The sequence below is a fragment of the Trebonia sp. genome (assembly GCF_030042015.1).
Taxonomy (GTDB): Bacteria; Actinomycetota; Actinomycetes; order Streptosporangiales; family Streptosporangiaceae; genus Trebonia.
The window spans coordinates 25,392-44,788 of sequence record NZ_JASIAL010000430.1; the positions used below are offsets into that span (position 1 = coordinate 25,392).

Annotated in this window: 16 protein-coding genes; 9 read left to right on the top strand and 7 right to left on the bottom strand. The window is 71.9% G+C overall.

What is annotated here, in order from left to right:
* Positions 1–25 precede the first annotated feature (25 nt).
* Together potA and Q1N79_RS23055 are read left to right on the top strand one after the other, a co-directional pair.
* Entirely contained in the window at positions 26–1,276 is a 1,251-nt protein-coding gene (gene potA / locus Q1N79_RS23050; protein WP_300612318.1) for a polyamine ABC transporter ATP-binding protein, read from the top strand.
* Positions 1,273–2,589: a CapA family protein gene (locus Q1N79_RS23055; RefSeq protein ID WP_300612320.1), complete on the top strand. Its 1,317-nt coding sequence runs from the start codon at positions 1,273–1,275 to the stop codon at positions 2,587–2,589. The genes potA and Q1N79_RS23055 overlap by 4 nt, the downstream gene beginning before the upstream one ends.
* 22 nt (positions 2,590–2,611) lie before the next feature.
* On the opposite strand, the gene Q1N79_RS23060 is transcribed toward Q1N79_RS23055, so the two are convergent.
* From Q1N79_RS23060 to Q1N79_RS23075, 4 genes are all read right to left on the bottom strand, one after another.
* Positions 2,612–3,490 (bottom strand): 1,4-dihydroxy-2-naphthoate polyprenyltransferase, encoded by an 879-nt coding sequence (locus Q1N79_RS23060; RefSeq protein WP_300612322.1) that lies wholly within the window; start codon positions 3,488–3,490, stop codon positions 2,612–2,614.
* 420 nt (positions 3,491–3,910) lie between these two features.
* Positions 3,911–4,453: a GNAT family N-acetyltransferase gene (locus Q1N79_RS23065; protein ID WP_300612324.1), complete on the bottom strand. Its 543-nt coding sequence runs from the start codon at positions 4,451–4,453 to the stop codon at positions 3,911–3,913.
* Positions 4,450–6,306, bottom strand: a complete 1,857-nt coding sequence (ilvD, locus tag Q1N79_RS23070) for a dihydroxy-acid dehydratase (protein ID WP_300612326.1) — start codon at positions 6,304–6,306, stop codon at positions 4,450–4,452. Before ilvD ends, Q1N79_RS23065 begins: the two co-directional genes overlap by 4 nt.
* 28 nt (positions 6,307–6,334) lie before the next feature.
* Positions 6,335–7,576 (bottom strand): nuclease-related domain-containing protein, encoded by a 1,242-nt coding sequence (locus tag Q1N79_RS23075; protein WP_300612328.1) that lies wholly within the window; start codon positions 7,574–7,576, stop codon positions 6,335–6,337.
* A 224-nt stretch (positions 7,577–7,800) separates the two neighbouring features.
* Here Q1N79_RS23075 and Q1N79_RS23080 point away from each other — a divergent pair, with 224 nt between their 5' ends.
* The 4 genes from Q1N79_RS23080 to Q1N79_RS23095 are packed head-to-tail and all read left to right on the top strand — an operon-like array spanning position 7,801 to position 12,934.
* Positions 7,801–10,377 carry a penicillin acylase family protein gene (locus Q1N79_RS23080; protein WP_300612330.1) on the top strand — a complete coding sequence of 859 codons (2,577 nt, stop codon included), beginning with the start codon at positions 7,801–7,803 and terminating at the stop codon, positions 10,375–10,377.
* Positions 10,370–10,735 carry a hypothetical protein gene (locus tag Q1N79_RS23085; protein ID WP_300612332.1) on the top strand — a complete coding sequence of 122 codons (366 nt, stop codon included), beginning with the start codon at positions 10,370–10,372 and terminating at the stop codon, positions 10,733–10,735. Before Q1N79_RS23080 ends, Q1N79_RS23085 begins: the two co-directional genes overlap by 8 nt.
* Before the next feature lie 56 nt (positions 10,736–10,791).
* Complete coding sequence (locus tag Q1N79_RS23090) at positions 10,792–12,522, top strand: proline--tRNA ligase (protein WP_300612334.1); 1,731 nt, start codon at positions 10,792–10,794, stop codon at positions 12,520–12,522.
* Between the two features lie 34 nt (positions 12,523–12,556).
* Positions 12,557–12,934 carry a hypothetical protein gene (locus Q1N79_RS23095; protein ID WP_300612336.1) on the top strand — a complete coding sequence of 126 codons (378 nt, stop codon included), beginning with the start codon at positions 12,557–12,559 and terminating at the stop codon, positions 12,932–12,934.
* A gap of 55 nt (positions 12,935–12,989) precedes the next feature.
* Here Q1N79_RS23095 and Q1N79_RS23100 read toward each other — a convergent pair whose 3' ends face one another.
* Entirely contained in the window at positions 12,990–13,676 is a 687-nt protein-coding gene (locus Q1N79_RS23100; RefSeq protein ID WP_300612338.1) for a class I SAM-dependent methyltransferase, read from the bottom strand.
* 81 nt (positions 13,677–13,757) lie between these two features.
* On the opposite strand from Q1N79_RS23100, the gene Q1N79_RS23105 reads away from it, so the two are divergent.
* On the top strand, positions 13,758–14,384 hold the full coding sequence (locus tag Q1N79_RS23105) for an isochorismatase family protein (RefSeq protein ID WP_300612340.1): 627 nt from the start codon (positions 13,758–13,760) through the stop codon (positions 14,382–14,384).
* A gap of 122 nt (positions 14,385–14,506) precedes the next feature.
* Here Q1N79_RS23105 and Q1N79_RS23110 read toward each other — a convergent pair whose 3' ends face one another.
* Together Q1N79_RS23110 and pepN are read right to left on the bottom strand one after the other, a co-directional pair.
* Positions 14,507–15,259, bottom strand: a complete 753-nt coding sequence (locus tag Q1N79_RS23110) for a class I SAM-dependent methyltransferase (protein ID WP_300612348.1) — start codon at positions 15,257–15,259, stop codon at positions 14,507–14,509.
* 74 nt (positions 15,260–15,333) lie between these two features.
* The gene (pepN, locus tag Q1N79_RS23115) at positions 15,334–17,868 is read right to left on the bottom strand and encodes an aminopeptidase N (RefSeq protein ID WP_300612342.1); all 2,535 of its coding nucleotides are present in this window, start codon (positions 17,866–17,868) and stop codon (positions 15,334–15,336) included.
* Between the two features lie 143 nt (positions 17,869–18,011).
* On the opposite strand from pepN, the gene Q1N79_RS23120 reads away from it, so the two are divergent.
* Together Q1N79_RS23120 and Q1N79_RS23125 are read left to right on the top strand one after the other, a co-directional pair.
* Entirely contained in the window at positions 18,012–18,629 is a 618-nt protein-coding gene (locus tag Q1N79_RS23120; protein WP_300612344.1) for a DsbA family protein, read from the top strand.
* 195 nt (positions 18,630–18,824) lie between these two features.
* Positions 18,825–19,301 (top strand): ribose-5-phosphate isomerase, encoded by a 477-nt coding sequence (locus Q1N79_RS23125; protein WP_300612346.1) that lies wholly within the window; start codon positions 18,825–18,827, stop codon positions 19,299–19,301.
* Positions 19,302–19,397 lie beyond the last annotated feature (96 nt).

The following is a 19,397-nucleotide window of genomic DNA, read 5'->3' on the forward strand; positions in this document are numbered from 1 at the left end:
AGACGACTACGCAAGGGAGAGACCAATGGCCGGAGGCGCCGTCACCCTCATCGACCTGACCAAGCGTTTCGACGACCAGTACGCCGTCGATGGCATCTGCGCCGAGATAACGGCCGGGGAGTTCTTCTCCCTGCTCGGGCCTTCCGGCTGCGGCAAGACCACCACGCTGCGCATGCTCGCCGGCTTCGAGGACCCGACCAGGGGCCGGATCGTGCTCGACGGGGCGGACGTCACCCACCTGCCGCCCAACAAGCGCCCGGTCAACACGGTCTTCCAGCACTACGCCCTCTTCCCGTTCCTCGACGTGCGCGCCAACGTCGCCTTCGGGCTGCGCTACCAGCGCTGTTCGAAGAAGGAGGTGAGCCAGCGGGTCGGCGAGGCGCTCGACCTCGTCGAACTCGGCCCCTACCAGCGCCGCCGGCCCGCGCAGCTGTCCGGCGGGCAGCAGCAGCGGGTCGCCCTCGCGCGCGCCCTGGTGCTGCGGCCCTCGGTGCTCCTGCTCGACGAGCCGCTTGGCGCGCTCGACGCCAGGATGCGGCGCACGCTTCAGGTCGAGCTGAAGGCGCTGCAGGAACGGGTCGGGATCACGTTCATCTACGTCACCCACGACCAGGAGGAAGCGCTCACGATGTCGGACCGCATCGCGGTCATGGCGAACGGCCGCATCGTGCAGATGGGCAGCCCGCAGGCCGTCTATGACGAGCCGGCGGACGCCTACGTCGCGGACTTCCTCGGGGTGTCCAACCTGATGGACGCCGTCGTGCGCGCTCCGGGCAACGGCGCCCGGTCGTGCCGGGTCGCGGTGGGCGGCTTCGAGCTGACTGCCAACGGCGGTGCGGTCGAGTCCGCCGGCCGGGTTCGCCTCGCGATCCGCCCCGAGCAGGTCGGCCTGCGCGGCTACCAGGATGCCGCCGCTAACCAGCTCCCCGGGATTGTCGAGCGAACCGTCTTCCTCGGCTCGGCGACGCAGGTGATCGTGCACCTGGCCGCTGGCGTCACGATCCAGGCGCTGGTAGCGAACACGAGCGAGTCGGCTTCGTGGTCGGCCGGGACCCCGGTCCTGGCGTGCCTCCCGCCCGACGCGCTCCGGGTCCTTCCCTGCGACCCGGCGGCCGGCCAGGAGCCGCCGGCCGGCCGGGAGCCGCCGGGCAGAGCCACGCCGGCCATCGCCGCGCCGCACACCGCACCACAGCCGCACACAACACCACAGCCGGACACCGCGCCGGAGCTGGACACAGAAACCCAGCCAGCCGGCGCCGCCAGCCAAGCGCTATGACCGGACCGCCCGCCGGCCTTACCATGGCCTTCCTCGGGGACTGCGTGCTGTCGCGACCGGTCTCGCAGCTGGCCGGCCGCGACCCGGCGTTCGCCGCCGTGCTCGGCGTGCTCGCCCGCGCCGACGTCGCCTGCGCGAACCTGGAGACGGTGATCTTCGACGCCAGGGACTTCCACGGCCATCCCTACCCCTGGGACGGCGACTGGACCCTCGCCGCCGAACCCGCCGTGGCGGCTGACCTCGCCGCGATGAACATCCGGCTCGTGTCGCGCGCCAACAACCACGCCCTCGACTGGGGAGTGGCGGGCATGCGCGCCACCTCGGACCTGCTGGACCTGGCCGGCGTCGTGCACGCGGGCGCGGGCGGCGCGCAGGCGTCGGCGCGCGCCGCCCGCTACCTGGAAACGCCTGCGGGCCGGATCGGCCTCGCCTCGTTCGCGACGACGTTCCGGCCGTTCAGCGACGCGCTCGCGCCGCACGGCGAGGCGCCGGGCCGCCCGGGCGTCAGCGCGGTCGCCCTGACCAGGACCGCGGTGCTTCCCGGTCGCCTCTTCGACGCGCTGGCGGACGTGGCCGCCGAGCTCGGCGCGCCGCCAGAAGCCGGCTCCTGCGAGCTGTTCGGCCAGCGCGTCGAGCGGGCCGCCGACGGCGGGACCGGCCCGCCCCGCTACCGTTACCAGCCGTCAGACGATCACCTGCTGGCACAGCTCCAGGCGATCCGCCTGGGCAGGCAGCACTCGGACTACCTGGTCGCCACCCTGCACTCCCACGAGCCGGCCAGCCAGGCGGCGCCGAACGAGCCGGCGCACATCGTCGGAGAACTCGCCCGCCGCGCGATCGACGCCGGCGCCGACGCCTTCGTCACGACCGGGATACACCGTCTCGGGCCGATTGAGGTCTACCGCGGCCGGCCGATCTTCCACGGCCTGGGGAACTTCTTCTGGAGCGACATCCAGCAGCCGCTGCCCGGCGAGCTGTACCGGGTGCACCGGGACCTGGTGGCCGGCTCAAACCAGCCCCCGGGCGAGGTGACCGATGCCGACCTCTCGCGGCTGCTCAACGCCGCGAGCTTCGACCATGCGTGGGTTTTCGAGTCGGTCGTGGCGGAGTGCCGCTACGACCGCGACGGGCTGGCCGAGCTCACGCTGCACCCGGTCGAACTCGGCCGCGGCCGCGGGCTCACGGCCAGCGGCATTCCGCGCCGCGCCGACGCCGAGCGCGGACGGGACATCATCGAGCGGCTGGCCGAGTCCTGCGCGCCGCTCGGCACGCGCATCGAGTGGACCGGCGCGGCCGGCCGGGTCAAGCTCTGATCCGCGCGCCGCCGCGTGCGGCTCACCCGTGGATCGCCAGGCCCACCGTGAACGCCAGGCCGAAGGCCAGCTGCAGCCGCCCCGTCTGGCCCAGCGTCGCGATCAGCGCGGGCCCGGACGCGCCACCGCGCACCGCCCGCACCGGAGCGAGCGTCAGCGGCAGCGCCAGCAGCATGAGCAGCGCGAACGGCCGCTCGAAGGCGATCGCCGCGCCGAGGGCGAACGGCACGAGCACGAACGCCAGGTACGCCACCCGCGACCGCGCGTCCCCGATGCGCACCGCGAGCGTCCGCTTCCCCGACTCCGAATCGGACCGGATGTCCCGCAAGTTGTTGATCATGAGCAGCGCGCACGACAGCAGCCCCGCCGGCACCGACGCCGCCAGGCCAAGCCAGCTGAGGTTCCCCATCTGCACAAACGCCGTGCCAGCCACCGCCGCCACGCCGAAGAACACGAACACGGCCACCTCGCCGAGCCCGCGGTAGCCGTACGGCCGCGAGCCGCCGGTGTAGAACCACGCCGCGAGCACCGCGAGCGAACCGCCGAGCACCAGCCACCACGAGGTCACCGCGGCAAGCACGACCCCCGCGCAGCACGCCAGGCAAAAGCAGCCGAACGCCGCCAGCTTGACCTGCCGGGGCTCCGCCAGCCGGGAGCCGACCAGGCGCACCGGCCCGACCCGGCGCTCCGCCGAATCCGAGCCGCGGACGCCATCGCTGTAGTCGTTGGCGAAGTTCACCCCGACCTGCAGCGCGAGCGCGACGACCAGTGCCAGTGCGGCCCGCCACGGCGAGAACTTCCCGTATCCCGCCGCGACACCCGAGCCGATCAGGACAGGGACGACGGCGGCCGGCAGGGTCCTGGGGCGGGTACCTGCCAGCCAGTCACGCGCTGTTGCCACCGGCAGATTTTAAAACAGTTATCCCGAACGAACAGTGCTGACTCACCAGCCCAAGCCCCGCCCCCCAGGGGTCCAGGAAGGCCTGCCGACGGACAAACCACCCCATACCGGGCGAGCCGGCCGGCCGTCTCTGGCGTGCCGCTGGTGGCACCCATCCGGATGATCTGCCCAGATTGAGACAGTTAGTCCCGCTTGACGTCGCCGCGCGTGCTGGCGGCGTGGCCCCCAGCGCCAAGCCTATTGGCGGCGGGGACCCCGCCAATATCCGCCGGGACCGTGCCAGCCTGGAGCGGTCCCCGGACCCGACCTGGCGGGCTATTGCCGGGCAGGCTCATAGATAGGACCCGAACGGCAGCCGAAAATCGGCATAAAACGGACAAAAAATATGCGGCCCGGGTCCTAAGTTACCGGGCCACGGGGCTAGCAGAGCGCGGTGTGCAGGCGGACCACGGGCACTTTCACGCCCATGTCCAGGTTGGCCTGGCTGCCATCCGGTGCCCACCCCGCGGCCTGCAGAAACGAAAGCCGGGCGTTGTCGTCCGCCAGCGCCCAGGTGCACGCGGTGCGGAAGCCGTCCTCGGCAAGGGTGTCGGCGACCGCGTGCAGCAGCCGCTCGTCGTGCCCGAGCCCGGCCTGTTCCGGCAGCACGTGCAGCTCGTACAGCTCGCCGTCGGTCCCCGGCCACAGGTCCGGGTCGGTGGCCGGCCCGGCCGACGCGAACCCGGCGCAGCCGCCCCCGTCGGGCGCGACCGCGACGTGCACCCGGTGCCTGCTCGTCGGCGGCTTCGTGATCGCTTCCAGCCAGCGCTCAGCCCACTGCAGTTCCGCGTCCGCGCTGGTCAGCTCGCTGATGACCGGGTCAGGCACCAGCCAGGCGAGCGAGGCGCGCCAGCTCGCCACCTGGACGCGCGCGAGACCGGCCGCGTCCGCGGCGCGCGCCGCCCGCACGAACCCCGCGGTCACTGCCCGTTGGTGCCCGTGATCGCCGAGATATCCCGGGCCGCGCCCGTCGCCGCCGAGGTCGCCATCGCCGCGTACACCTGCAGCGCGGCGCTGACCGGCCGCTGCCTGCCGGCCGGGCGGAAGGAGCCGAGCGCGGCGAGCAAGGCGGCGCGCCGCGCCGCCAGTACGGAGTCCGGCAGGTCCAGCCGCAGGTCACGGCGCGGGATGTCGATCACGATCGTGTCCCCGTCCGCCACGAGCGCGAGCGCGCCGCCGCCGGCCGCCTCGGGGGCGACGTGGCAGACGGACAGCCCCGTGGTGCCGCCGGAGAACCGGCCGTCGGTGATCAGCGCGCACGCCCGGCCGAGCCCCTTCCCCTTGAGGAAGCTTGTCGGGTACAGCATCTCCTGCATCCCGGGCCCGCCGCGCGGGCCCTCGTACCGGATGACCACCACGTCGCCGGGGACGACGCGGCCGCCGAGGATGCCCTCGACGGCATCCTCCTGCGATTCGAAGACCCGGGCCGGCCCGGTGAACGTGAACAGCTCCTCCGGCACCCCGGCCGTCTTCACGATCGCCCCGTCCGGGGCCAGGTTGCCGTTGAGCACGGCGAGCCCGCCGTCGGGGCTGTAGGCGTGCGCCACGTCCCTGATGCACCCGGCCACCGTGTCCAGGTCGAGCGAGGACCAGCGGGCGTCCTGCGAGTACGCCCTGGTGGTCCGCACCCCGCCGGGCGCGGCGTGGTACAGCTCGACCGCCTCATCCGACGTCGACCCGGACCGCAGGTCCCAGTCCGCGAGCGGCAGTCCGTGCACCGTGTGCACGGTGCGGTTGAGCAGGCCGGCCCGGTCGAGTTCGCCGAGGATCGTGTGGATGCCGCCGGCCCTGTGCACGTCCTCGACGTGGTAGGCGCTGCTCGGCGCGACCTTGCACAGGCACGGAACCCGCCGGGACAGCTCGTCGATCTCCTTGAGCCCGAAGTCCGCGCCCGCCTCGTGCGCGGCCGCCAGCAGGTGCAGCACGGTGTTGGTCGACCCGCCCATCGCCACGTCGAGCGCCATCGCGTTCTCGAACGCGTCCCTGCTCGCCACCGAACGGGGCAGCACGGTCTCGTCCTCGTCCTCGTAGTACCGCTTGGTGATCTCCACGATCAGCGCGCCTGCCCGCTCGAACAGGGACCGCCGCGCCACGTGCGTGGCCAGCGTGGTCCCGTTGCCCGGCAGCGCGAGCCCGATCGCCTCGGTCAGGCAGTTCATCGAGTTCGCGGTGAACATCCCCGAGCACGACCCGCAGGTCGGGCAGGCGGCTTCCTCGAGCGCGAGCAGCTCGGCGTCGGACACCGACGGGTCGGCAGCCGCCACCATCGAGTCGATCAGGTCCAGCTTCCTGGCGCCGTCGGCCAGCTCCCCGGCCGTCACCTTGCCAGCTTCCATCGGCCCGCCGGAGACGAACACCGTCGGGATGTTCAGCCGCATCGCGGCGATCAGCATGCCCGGCGTGATCTTGTCGCAGTTGGAGACGCAGATCATCGCGTCCGCGCAGTGCGCGTTGACCATGTACTCGACAGAATCCGCGATCAGCTCCCTGCTGGGCAGCGAGTACAGCATGCCGCCATGCCCCATCGCGATGCCGTCGTCGATCGCGATCGTGTTGAACTCGCGCGGCACCGCGCCGGCCGTGCGGATCGCGTCGGCGATGACGACGCCGACCTCCCGCAGGTGCACGTGGCCGGGGACGAATTCGGTGAAGCTGTTGGCGACCGCGATGATCGGCTTGCCGATGTCCTTCCCTGCTACCCCGGTCGCGCGCAGCAGCGCGCGCGCGCCGGCCATGTTCCTGCCGTGCGTAACCGTGCGGGACCTCAACGGAGGCATGCCGAACTCCCCTCAGTAGCCAGGAAGCTCAGCCTACCGGTGTGGCCGTCCTCGCCGGGGCCACACCCGGCAGGACCGTGCTTGCCGCCGCATAGATCGTCTGCACCTGCTCCCGTGTCAGCCGTGGCACCGTCTTGCTCCGCGCGCGGCGGCGCAGGTACACGTGCAGCCGGGGACCGCTGAACACGTCGACGTCCCTGATCGTGGCGATGTCCCACGGCACCCGCGGTCCGTACACCGCCATCGCCGGGCGCACCGGTATCTCGGTGCCGAGCGCCGCGGACAGCCGCTCGCTGGCCTGCTGCGCCTCCCACCGGGCATGCTCGAGGCGCTCCTTCTTGCTGTCCGGCCCGTGCCACAGCTGCTTGCCGTTGCGGGTGCGGATGGGCAGCGCGCGGTGCCACTTCTCCGAGTCGATCGCGTAGACCCCGGTGGGGCCGACGACCAGGTGGTCGATGACCTCAAGGCTGTCAGGGATCGGCCGCGCGTGCAGCGTGAGGTACCCGGCGCGGCGCATCCTGCGCAGCTGGCGCCTGGTCCGGCGCTGCGCGCGGTCCGGGCTGCCGCCGGTGGGGATGTCGGCGACCGTGCGCGACCGGTAGATCGTGTCGATGATGCCGGCCAGGACGGCGAGCGACAGGCCGATCGCCCAGTTTCTGCTGATGATCCAGAACACCACGCCGGCGATCACCATGATCAGCGCGCGCCACCGCCAGAGCCGCATCCGCTGGTCCAGGGCAAGGTCGCGGATCCGCTGCGGCGGGGGACCGTTGCCGCCTATCGCCCTGCCGCCCCCGCTCGGCCCGCCGGCGGTCGCGGGCAGGCCGGTCGAGCCCACGGGCGCGCCGCCCGAGGCCACCGGCGCGCCGCCGTTGCCCGCTGCCGCGCCGCTTCCCCCGTTCACCGCGCGCAGCGATCCCTGCTTGCTGTCCGGGACCCACCCCACCGGGACGGGCGGCAGCGTGATCGGCTCGTTCAGCTGCGGCTGCGGACCCGGCGGCTCCTCGACAGGGATATCCGTCGTCACGACACCCTCGAGGATCGCGATCCCGCTATCGGGGGGCTCGTCGGAGGCCGGATCGCTGACAGCGCCGAATTCGGCGGTCGGCGCGTAGCCGTCGGCGCCGCTGTCCGCGTACTGCGTATACGTGTTCCGTGCACTGGTCGATGGGCCGTCGACCACCGCGTGCCGGGTACCGCTGATGCCCGTGTTCTGCCCGGTCCTGGGAGCGGCGTCTGCCTCAGGCGCCGGCATCACGGTAACGGTCACGCCACCGTGCTCGTGTGTCCCGGGCGGCGCTGATGACCTGGGGTTCTTGATCCGGGGCCAAGCCATCCATCTCACCACCTCAGCGTACCGATTTCAGCGCGGCGGGATGCAGCGCTCAGTAATCAAATTGTCCCCGGATTGTGCCGCATTTAAAGGGGACAATGGGCACCAATTCCGTAGGTAACAGGCAGCTGCGATCGGGCAGGCGTGATAAAACGGACATAATGTCGACGCGTGAGAGGCCAGTGACGAGAACCCGGCGGGTGCGCCGTGTGGTCAACGCCGTCGCCGCGGTCGTCTTCTCGGCCGCGCTGCTCGGCGTGCTCGGCTTCGGCTTCGGGACGATCCCGGCGCTCGGGCCGGCGCTCGACCCTGCGCGGGGCGCGTGGACGTCGGCGTCGGGCGGGGAGCCGGTCAGCTCGCGGGAGCTGCGCGTGCCAGGGCTCGCCGCGCCCGTCACGGTGTCGTTCACCAAGCAGGGCCTCGCCTCGATCAGCGCGCGCGGCGACCACGACCTGTTCCTCGCGCTCGGGTACGTGGAGGCGAAGTTCCGGCTGTCCGAGATGGACCTGGAGCGCCGCCTCGGCGAGGGCCGCCTGGCGCAGCTCGGCGGGCCGGGCGACCTGGCCAGCGATGAGCTCGAGCTGCGCCTCGGCCTGCTGCGCACCGCGCAGGCCGAGTGGGCGCAGACCAGCGGCCTGGCCCGCATGGCGCTCCTCGCCTACGCCCAGGGGGTGAACGACGACATCGCCCAGGTCCGCGCGGACGGCGACTGGCCGGCCGTGTTCACCCTCACCGGGGCGTACCCCGCACCGTGGACGCCGGTGGACAGCCTGGTCATCCAGGGCGTGCTCACCCAGGAGCTGGACTACACGACCGGCGCGCTCGACTACGCCGTACTCGAGCGGACGCTGGGCGCGGCGCGCACGATGGACTGGTTCCCGATCCTGGCGAAGAACGCGCAGACCCCCTACGACACCGGCCCCTATGTCAAGGCGCCCCTGACCCCGATAGCGCCGGACGCGGCGAGCAGCGCGCCCGCGGGGTCGGCCGTGCTCACCGCCAAGCAGGGGACGCCGGGAGTCGCCCCGGCTCGTTCGGGCGAATCGGCGTCGGTGGCGGCTGCCGCGGCGAACCTGCTCGCCCAGCTCAGCCAGCTCCCCGCCGGCCAGCTCCACAGCTACCCCGACAGCAACGCGTGGGCCGCGAACGGGCCGGCCGTCGCCGGCGGGGGAGCGCTGCTCGGCGGGGACCCGCACCTGCCGCAGACGCTGCCATCGGTCTGGTACGAGGTGGCGCTGTCGGCTCCCGGGTACGAGGTCGCCGGGGTGAGCGTGCCCGGCCTGCCCGGGGTGCTGCTCGGGCACAACGCGCACATCGCCTGGTCGCTGACCGACACGCAGAACTCGGCGACCTTCTACTACGCCGAACGCGTCCGCGGCGACTTTTACTACTGGCGCGGCGCGTGGCGCCCGATGACCGTGGTGCGCTACACGATCCCGGTCCGCGGCGCCGCGACCGTGCACCTGACGGTGGACATCACCGTGCACGGCCCGATCATGACCCAGGTCGGGCAGACGATGGCCGTGGACTGGATGGGCAACGTGCCGTCCGGCGATCTGGCGGCGCTGCTGGCCATCAACAAGGCGTCGTCGTTCGCGCAGTTCCGGGCGGCGCTGGCGGGATGGCGCGCGCCCACGCAGAACTTCGTCTACGCCGACGCCGCGGGGAACATCGGCGCGATATCGGCCGGGTACTACCCGCAGGTGGCGCCCGGCTGCCAGCCCTGGCTGCCGATGCCGGGCACCGGCGCCTGCGACATCACCGGCGTGATCGCATTCGACGCGGTGCCACAGGTCTACGACCCGCCCTCGCACCTGATCGTGACCGCCAACCAGCGGCCGGTCACCGCCGCCTATCCCTATTACATCGGCACGACCGCCGACTTCTACGACCCCGGCTACCGCGCCGCGCACGCCTACGGCGAGCTGCGGGCGGGCGAGCCCCTGTCGACGGCGTCGATCGCGGCGCTGCAGAACGACCTGACCGACAGCCTGGCCGAGCGCGTGCTGCCGTCCGTGCTGGCCGCCCTGCGGTCCGCCTCGCTGACCGCCACGCAGCGGTCCGCGGCGGCCCTGCTCGGGTCGTGGAATGACGTGATGGACGCGAACTCGGCCGCGGCGAGCCTGTGGTGGACGTTCTGGGGCGACTACCTGTCCGGCGTGTTCGAGCCGTGGTGGAAGGCGGCCAGGGTGCCGGTGGGGAAGGACCCGCCGGACCTCGCGGTGGGCCCCGGGCTCGCCTCGCTCGATGAGGACCTGGAGGCGTGGACGCTCGGCGACCCGGGCAACGCCGCGTTCGCCGGGCCGTCCGGGCACGGCCCGGCGACCGCCCCCGCGGCGATGGTGGCGGCGTTCTCCCGCGCGGTCTCGCACCTGTCCGCGCAGCTCGGCGGAGCGCCCTCGTCGTGGACGTGGGGCCGGCTGCACTCACGGTCGTTCCCCTCGGTCACCGGGGCCGCCGGGCTCGGCTACGGGCCGCGCCCGGCGGGCGGCGACCCGTTCACCGAGGACGCCGCCGACGGCGGCCTGGACGCCTCGACCGGCCCGAGCTGGCGGATGGTCGTGTCGCTCACGTCCGGCGCGGTGTCCGCCGAGGGCGTGTACCCGGGCGGGCAGTCGGAGAACCCGGCGTCGCCGTGGTACGACAACCTCGTGCCGCTGTGGTGGGACGGCCAGTACCTGCCGGTCCCCGTCCCGGGCGCGGTGGCCGGCCCGGTCGGATGGCGGCTCGATGGCTAGGCGGCTGGCGTGGCTGATCGCGGTCGCGGCGGTCGTCGCGGCGGGCGCGTACGCGGGAGCGTGGTTCGTGCCGTTCCTCGCCGGGCTGGCCGTCGGCGCCGCCGCCTCGCGGCTGGGGTTCCCGTCGGTGCCGTTCGCGGTCCTTGCCTGCGTCGTCGGCTGGGCGGTGCCGCTGTGGGTGCTGGCGCTGCGCGGGCTGCCCGCGGGCGCGACCGCGCGAGTCATCGCGGGCCTGGCGGGCCTGCCGCCGCACGCGGCGGTCACCGTCGCGGTGACGCTGCTGCTCGCCGCGCTGCAGGTGCTCGCCGGGGCGTGGCTGGCCCGGGCGCTGCTGCCGCGCCGGCGCGCCAGCGAGTAAGCAGCCGGCGGGCCTCACCACTACACTGCGCGCAGGACAAGAACTGGAGGGGAAGCGTGCGCTGGTCAACCATGCACATCCCGACGCTGCGCGAGGACCCCGCGGAGGCGGGCGCGCCCAGCCACCGGCTGCTGCTGCGCGCCGGGTACATCCGCCAGCTGATGGCGGGCCACTACTCCCTGCTGCCGCTCGCGGTCCGGGTGCGGCTGAAGGTGATCGGCATCATCCGCGAGGAGATGAACGCGATCGGCGCCCAGGAGATCCTGATGCCGGTCATGCACCCCGCCGACCCGTGGCTGCGCAGCGGGCGCTGGGAGCTGATGGGCGAGGCGATGTTCCGGCTCCGCGACCGCAAGGGGGCCGACCTGGCGCTGGGCATGACCCACGAGGAGATCGTCGCGACGCTGGCCACCGAGCTCACCTCCTACCGCGAGCTGCCGCAGATGTGGTACCAGTTCCAGACCAAGCTGCGCGACGAGGCGCGGCCGAAGGCCGGCCTGATGCGCACCCGCGAGTTCACCATGAAGGACTCCTACAGCTTCGACCTGGACGCGGCCGGGCTCGACACGTCGTTCGACCTGCACCACAAGGCCTACACGCGCTCGTTCGAGCGGCTCGGCATCCCCGCGATCCCGGTGGAGGCGTCCAACGGCACGATGGGCGGGTCGGACTCCACCGAGTTCGTCTGCCCGTCGGAGACCGGCGAGGACGACATCATCCGCTGCCCGGACTGCGGGTACGCCGCCAACAGGGAGAAGGCGACGTCCGCGCTCACGCCGGTGGACCCCGCCCTCGACGCGGCCGCTGCCCGGCCGGCGCCGCAGCGGTTCGACACGCCAGGCGTGCGGACGATCGACGACCTCGCGTCCGGTCACGACGCGCCCGCGGACCGCCAGCTCAAGACGCTTGTCTACGTGCTTGACGGCCAGCTCACGCTGGTGCTCGTGCGCGGCGACCATGCCCTGCAAGAGCAGAAGCTCATCGACGCGACCGGCGCGGCCACGGTGCGCCCCGCCGCCGCCGATGAGATCGTCGCGGCGCTCGGCGCCGCGCCCGGATCGCTCGGCGCGGTCGGCGTGACGGCCCTGCCCGTGATCGCCGACCCGGCCGTGCGCGGCAGGTCAGGGATGGTGACCGGCGCCAACACCGACGACGTCCACGTGCGCGGAGTCGACGTGGCGCGGGACATCACCGTCGGGCAGTGGGCGGACCTGCGCACCGCGGAAGCCGGGGAGCCGTGCATCCGGTGCGGCCAGCCGCTCGAGGTCGTCAAGGGCATCGAGGTCGGGCACATCTTCAAGCTCGGCTACAAATTCGCCGACGCGATGGACCTGTCGGTGTCCGGACCTGACGGCAAGCCGGTCAAGCCGATCATGGGCTCCTACGGCATCGGCGTGGAACGCGCGATGGCCGCGATCATCGAGGTGCACCACGACGACCGCGGCATCGTCTGGCCCGCCGCGGTCGCGCCGTTCGAGGCGGTCGTGGTGGTCGCCCAGCAGGACGACGCGGGCGTCGCCGAGGCGGGCGAGCAGGTGTACCGCCGGCTGCTCGACGCGGGCGTGGACACGATCATCGACGACCGCCCGGTCAGGGCGGGCGTCAAGTTCAGCGACGCCGAACTCGTCGGCATCCCGTTCCGTGTCACGATCGGCAAGCGCGGCCTCGCGGCCGGCACCGCCGAACTCACCGACCGCGCCACCGGCGAGACGGTCGCCGTCCCGCTGGACGACGTCCCCGAGCGGGTCCGCAAGACGGTCGCGCACGCCATCTCGGGCCAGTCCTGACGGGGGCACGCGGCCAGAAGGAGGGCAAGAACACATGAGCACCGCCGAACCCGCCACGTACCTGCGGTGGAAGAAGGACGTGGACCAGCACGACTATGCCGCCGCCTCGCTCTATCTGAGCATCCGCTTCGGGGAGCGCCGGGCGCAGGAGGTGGTCAAGGAACTGGTCAAGCTGCCGGTGATCACGCGCCGCGCTAACGACATCATGCGCGCCACCGGGCGCATGCCGCTGCCGCTGTCCGACCCGGGTGTGCTGAAAGACCTGCAGAAGGTGCTGGGCGGGGCGAAGCTGTCCCCGATTCTGGTCGCGGAGGCGGACATCGCGGACGGCTACCACCGGCTCTCCCTGGCCTACGCGCTCGACCCGTACGCGGAGGTGCCGCTCAAGCTCGGCGGGGTGACTATCCCCTGAGCCGGGGGCTCGGGTACGGCAGGTGCCTGCTTACCCGTCGCTTACCCGTGCTTGCTTACCCGTGCTGACTTACCCCGTGCTTGCGCGCCCTGACGGCGAGCATGGCCGGCGTGGGCTGGCCACCTTCGGCGAGCCGCTCGGGGGCCAGGCCGGCGTCAAGGAACGCGTGCATCAGGGCGGGCAGCGGCAGGTGCGTGGCGCCTACCTTGTCACGGACGCCCTGGCTGGTCCACGACTCCTTGGTCCAGTGACTGTCGAGGTAGCCGGGGCGGATCACCACGGCGGCGGGGTCGGCGCGGTCGGCGAACCCCCCGCAAAAGCACGGGTGGACGCCGATGTGCACGAATATCCCGCCTGGCCGCAGGACCCTGGCGGCCTCGGCGACCACCGCCGGGTAGCCGGGCATGTCGGTGTGCGCCAGCACCGTGATGACCGCGGGCAGGCTGCCGTCACGGACGGGCAGCCGCGCGGCCTCGGCCTGTACGGCGGGCAGGCGGCCGCGGGCGTATCGCAGCATCGCGGCGGAGATGTCGACGCCCCAGGGCAGCCAGCCAAGCTCGCGGACCCGGGCAGCCCGCACGCCGGTGCCGCACCCGATCTCCAGGCAGGCGCCGCTGCCGCGGCCAAGCAGGCCGTCGAGCGCGGCATCGATGCCGAGCGGGTCAGCGCCCGCCGTGTCCCTGGCCAGGAATTCCTGCTCGTACCAGTCCGCGATCTCGTCGTAAGCCGCCGCTGACGCCATCTTCATGCTCCCTGACCCTGACCCGCGATCGCCTGCCATCCCAGCATGCCCGTTACCGGGCGAATGGTGCATGATCGGGTCATGGCACGAGCGCTTGTTGTTATCGACGTCCAGGAATCCTTCCGCCAGCGCAGTAGCTGGCGGACCATCTCCAACCCGGCAATCGCCGGCGCGGTCGGCTCGCTTGTCGACTACGCGCGGTCCGTCGGCGACCTTGTCGTGTGGGTCTTGCACGCCGAGCCGGAGACAGGATCGGAGTTCGACCCGGCGCGCGGTTTCGTGCGGTTCATCGAGCCGCTGGCGCCGGCCGCGGGCGAGCCGGTGCTGACCAAGACCTCGCACAACGCCTTCACCACGACGAGCCTGCAGCAGATCCTGACCACCCGCGGCATCGGGGAGCTGCTGATCGCCGGGATCCGGACCGAGCAGTGCTGCGAGACCACCGCGCGGCTCGCTGCCGACCTCGGCTATGAGGTCACGTTCGTCACCGACGCGACCGCGACGAATCCGATCGCGCACCGGGACGCCCCCGCCGATCAGACGGTCGACGAGCTGCTGGCCGATCCCCGGACGCTGCCCGCCAGCGCGGTCATCGAGCGGACCGAGTACGCGCTCGCGGGACGTTTCGCGGTCATCCGCACCGTGGCCGAGGTGACCGCGCAGCGCCAGGCAGGCGCGAGCGCGACCGGATACATTTTGCCTCCATAACCGCGGCAAAACGGGCAGGAACCCGTGCGGTCCGTATGCTGAGTGCCCGATACCGTCCCACTACCTCAGACGCTACCTGAGACCGCCCGGCGGGTCAGGCGCTGCCCAAGTCGCCGCGGCAGTTAGCCGGCGTGCAGGACGAAGAACAGGAAGCTCGGGTTGGTCGAGAGCATGCGGAAGCCATCGGGGTCCCGCTCGCGCGCGTCCGGCACGGGCTGCGGTTCGCTGATCACGGAGATCAGGAAGCCGGCCGCGGTGAAGGCGTCGGTCATCGCGTGCAGCGGCCGGTGCCAGAAGCTCATCAGGGCGGTCTGCCCGCCCATCGTCCACTCCTCGGTCCAGCTGTAGGTCGCGAAATAGCTGGTCCTGCGCCCGGCCAGGACGTGGATGGCCTGGATGGCAAAGGGATGGTCGACGGCCACGATGAGCCGGCCGCCGGGCGTCAGCACGCGCCGCAGCTCGGCTAGCGCCGGCCCCCAGTCTTCCAGGTAGTGCAGCACCAGGGACGCGATGACGTCGTCGAACGCACCGTCGGGGAACGGCAGCGGGCTGCCCAGGTCGGCCACCCGCAGGTCGGCGCCGTCACCGAGCCGCTGCCTGGCCAGCTCGAGCATCCCTGTGCTGGTGTCGAAGCCGGTCACGATCGCGCCCCGGTCGCGCAGCGCCGCGAACAGCGGGCCGGAACCGCAGCCAGCGTCGAGGATCCGCCGGCCGGTCACGTCCCCGGCGAGGGCCAGGATCGCGGGCCGCTCGTAGTAGGCGTTCTGGATGCCTGCGTCGCTTCCGGCCGTGTACGCCCCGGCGAAGCTGTCATAGTCGTTGACGCTGGGCGAATCCGCGGGCAGCGCGCCTTCGGCGGCCAGGCGGGTCGCCACGCCTGGCCGGTCTTGCGGGACGGGAGGCACGCGGTCCATCCTGGCATACCCGGCCTGCGCCGGGTGCGGGAAACCTACCCGGCCGCCCGGTCGCGCTCCTGGCAGCGCAGCGACCGTATGACCTCGTCCCGGCCCTCGATGAGCAGCCGGCGCAGCGCGGCCGGCGGCTCGAGCGCCGCCAGGTACTCGTCGGTCGCCGCCACCGTCGAGGCGTCCACGGCACACAGCTGGTAGCCGCCCGCCACGAAGTCCATCGCCAGCGCCGAGCTCCACTCCCGCCACACGTCCCCGATGGCCGCGAAGTACGACGGCCGGTACGGCTCGACGAGCTCCGGCTGGTCCGGGTCGATGAAGCCGCCCAGCGTGGCGCGGAACATCGCGATCGTCAGCTTGCCGCCAACGAGTGTCTCCCACGTCTCCTGCTTGACCTCGACGGACGGGATAGCGGCCCGGCAGGTGGCGGCGTGCCGCTCGCCGGCGTCGGTGGCGTCCGACGAAAGCTCCGCGTCGATTTCGGCCTCGTCGGCGGCGCCGCGGCTGACGAGCCGGCGCAGCAGGGCCCACCGCAGTTCGGTGTCCACGGCGAGGCCCGCAACCTCCGTCGAGCCGGACAGCAGCCCCGACAGCAGCTCCAGGTCAGTGGCGGACGTGGCCACCCCCGCGAACGCGCGCGCGTACGCGAGCTGGTGATCGGACCCCGCCGGAGCCGCGAGCAGCAGCGACCGCAGGGCCGAAGCCATCAGCTCAAGCCCGGCGTCCCGCCAGGCCGGGTCGGTGAACCGCCGCGCCGCCTGCGCGGCCTGGCGCAGCAGCGTCTGCACGACGCTGATGTCCCGGACCGACGACACGCCGCCGAGGACGAGCCGGAGGTAGTCCCGCGCCGCCATCTCTCCGTCCCGGCACATGTCCCACGCGGCCGCCCAGCACAGCGCGGCGGGCAGCGAGTCGGTGAATGACCCGATCGAGGCGATCAGCGTCCGCAGCGAGTGGTCGTCGAGCCGGATCTTGGCGTAGGTCAGGTCGTCGTCGTTGATCAGCACCAGGTCGGGCTGCGCCCGCCCCACCAGGGCGGGCACGGGCGTACTGGCGCCCCGCACGTCGGTCTCGACGCTGGACCGGCGGGTCAGGCCATTCGCGGACAGGTCGTACAGCCCGATCCCGATGCGGTGCGAGCGCAGCACCGGGTGCGAGTCCGGCGCCTCCTGCAGGACCGAGAACGAGGTGAACCGGCCTTCGGAATCGACGGCGAACGACGGGCGCAGGGTGTTCACTCCGGCCGTCTCGAGCCATTCCCGCGACCAGGCCGCCAGGTCCCGCCCGGAAACCTCCTGAAGCGCCGACAGCAGGTCGCCCAAAGCCGCGTTTCCCCACGAGTGCTCCGCGAAATACTCCCGCACGCCCGCCAGGAAACCCTCGCGCCCGACATACGCGACGAGCTGCTTCAGGACCGAGGCGCCCTTGGCGTAGGTGATGCCGTCGAAGTTCACCTCGACCGCGTGGATGTCCGGGATGTCGGCGGCGATCGGGTGGCTGGAGGGCAGCTGGTCCTGCCGGTACGCCCACGCCTTGTAGGCCTGGGCGAACGTGGTCCACGAATGCCGCCACCGGGTTGCCTCGGCCTGCGCGAGCGTCCCCGCCCAGGTGGCGAACGACTCGTTCAGCCACAGGTCGTCCCACCACCGCATGGTCACCAGGTCGCCGAACCACATGTGCGCCATCTCGTGCAGGATCGTCTCCCCGCGCGCCTCACGGGAGAAATCGGTGACCCGCGACCGGAATATGTAGTCCTCGAGGAACGTGACCGCGCCGGCGTTCTCCATCGCGCCTTCCTTGAATTCGGGCACGAACAGCTGGTCGTACTTGCCGAACGGGTACTTGATGCCGAACGCCGCGTGGTAAAAGTCGAAGCCCTGCCTGGTGACCTCGAACAGTTCGTCAGCATCGAGGTAGCGCGCCAGTGACTGGCGGCAGAAAATGCCGAGCGGGATTCCGTCGTGCTCGTCGCGGACCACGTGGTAGGGGCCGGCTGACACGTGGGTGATGTACGTCGCCAGCACCGGCGTGGGCGGGAAATGCCACCGCCGCGCGCCGCCGGGTGCCGGGACGCCGCCCGCGATGTCCGCCGCCATGTTGGACACGACCAGCCAGCCTTCCGGGGCGAGCACGGTGAGCTCGTAGTGCGCCTTGAGGTCGGGCTGGTCGAAGCAGGCGTAGATGCGGTGCGCGTCGAACGTCTCCAGGTCGGAGTACAGGTAGACGTTGCCGTCGGCCGGATCGGTGAAGCGGTGCAGCCCCTCGCCGCTGCGCGAATAGGCGCACTCGGCCTCGACGACCAGTTCGTTCCGCGCGGCCAGCCCGTCGAGCGTGATCCGCTCGCCGTCGAACGCGTCAGGGCCGACCGGGGCGCCGTTGAGCGTGATCTGGCGAACCCGGGGCGCCGCGAGGTCGAGGAAGGTGCCCGCTCCCGGCCGCGCGCAGTCAAAATCAATTCTCGACACCGAACGGAACGTGGCATCTCCCCCGGTCAAGTCCAGCTCAACCCGGTAGGAGCCGACAGTGATGAGCTCTGCGCGCAGCCGTGCTTCGTCACGAGTGAGGTTGTCTGCCACCACGCGATCCCTTCGTGTGCGTCATGTTCTTGTGATCTTTGCACGTGCTCCGTTGACCCGGGGGAGGGGGACCGGAATGCCGCCGTGCCGCGCCGAGTTGTCGGTCGTTGGAACACCGTTGACGCCGAGTAACAGGAGAGCGCATGACCGAGCAGGAGCCTACCGTGGTCGACTTCTGGTTCGACCCGGTCTGTCCGTGGGCGTGGATCGCGTCCCGCTGGATGCACGAAGTGGAAAAGGTGCGTCCGGTCACGACGAACTGGCACGTGATGAGCCTGTCCGTGCTGAACGAGGGCCGGGACGACGTTTCCGAGCGCTACCGGGAGTTCATCCGGACCGGCTGGGGTCCCGTGCGGATCTGCATCGCGGCCGAGCAGGAGTACGGGCCGCAGGTGCTCGACCGGCTCTACACCGCCCTGGGCACCAAGTTCCACCTCGAGAAGGCGCCGCGGGAGCGCGCGACCTACGAGGCGGCCCTCGCCGAGGCCGGACTGCCCGCGGACCTGGCCGACGCGGCTGACTCGGCCGAATACGACGAGGCCGTGCGCGCGTCGCACAAGGAGGGAATCGAGCGGGTCGGCTACGACGTGGGCACGCCGGTCATCTCGGTGAACGGGCTGTCGGTCTTCGGTCCCGTGGTGTCGCCGATCCCGCGCGGCGAGGCGGCGGCCCGGCTGTGGGACGGCGTACTGCTGCTCGCGGGCACGGACGGCTTCTTCGAGTTGAAGCGGTCCAGAACCCGCGACCCGATCTTCGACTGACGGCATGATCTGCGCCTCGTCCGCCTAGCGAGTTTCACAACATATTACACCGAGTGCCCGTTCCGTCATCTTCTGTTATTACCGGGCTCCGTCGGCACCCCCATCACCCCATCGGAGAGCCGGCCGGCGGCCAGCCGCCGGGTCGCCGCTACCCGCCCCACCCATACCTCCTGTGCCCCCGATACGATGACACGCGTGCGCGTATATCTCGGATCTGACCACGCGGGCTTCGAGCTCAAGGCGGCCCTGGTCGCCTGGCTGAACGAAGCCGGGCACGAGCCCGTGGACTGCGGTCCGGCCTCCTACGTGCCGGACGACGACTATCCCGTGTACGTGATGCGCGCGGCGCGAAGCGTCATCGACGACCCGGGCAGCCTGGGCATCGTGGTCGGCGGCTCCGGCAACGGCGAGCAGATCGCGTCGAACAAGATCCCCGGGATCCGGGCGGCGGTGGCCTGGAGCGACGAGACCGCCCAGCTGGCCAGGCTGCACAACGACGCCAACGTGCTCAGCCTCGGCGCGCGGATGTACAGCACCGCCGACGCGGTCGGCTGGGCCAAGATCTTCGTCGAGACCCCGTTCAGCCAGGAGCCGCGGCACATCAGGCGGCTGACGATGATCGCGGACTACGAGAAGACCGGCAAGCTGCCGCCGCTCCCTGGCACCGCGTAGCCGACTGGCACCGCGTAGCCGGACTACCGCAGCCGCCGGCGCCGGCGGCGGGTGCGCGGCTGCGGCGGCTCCTCGCGGGGGCCGGGGCCGGGGCCA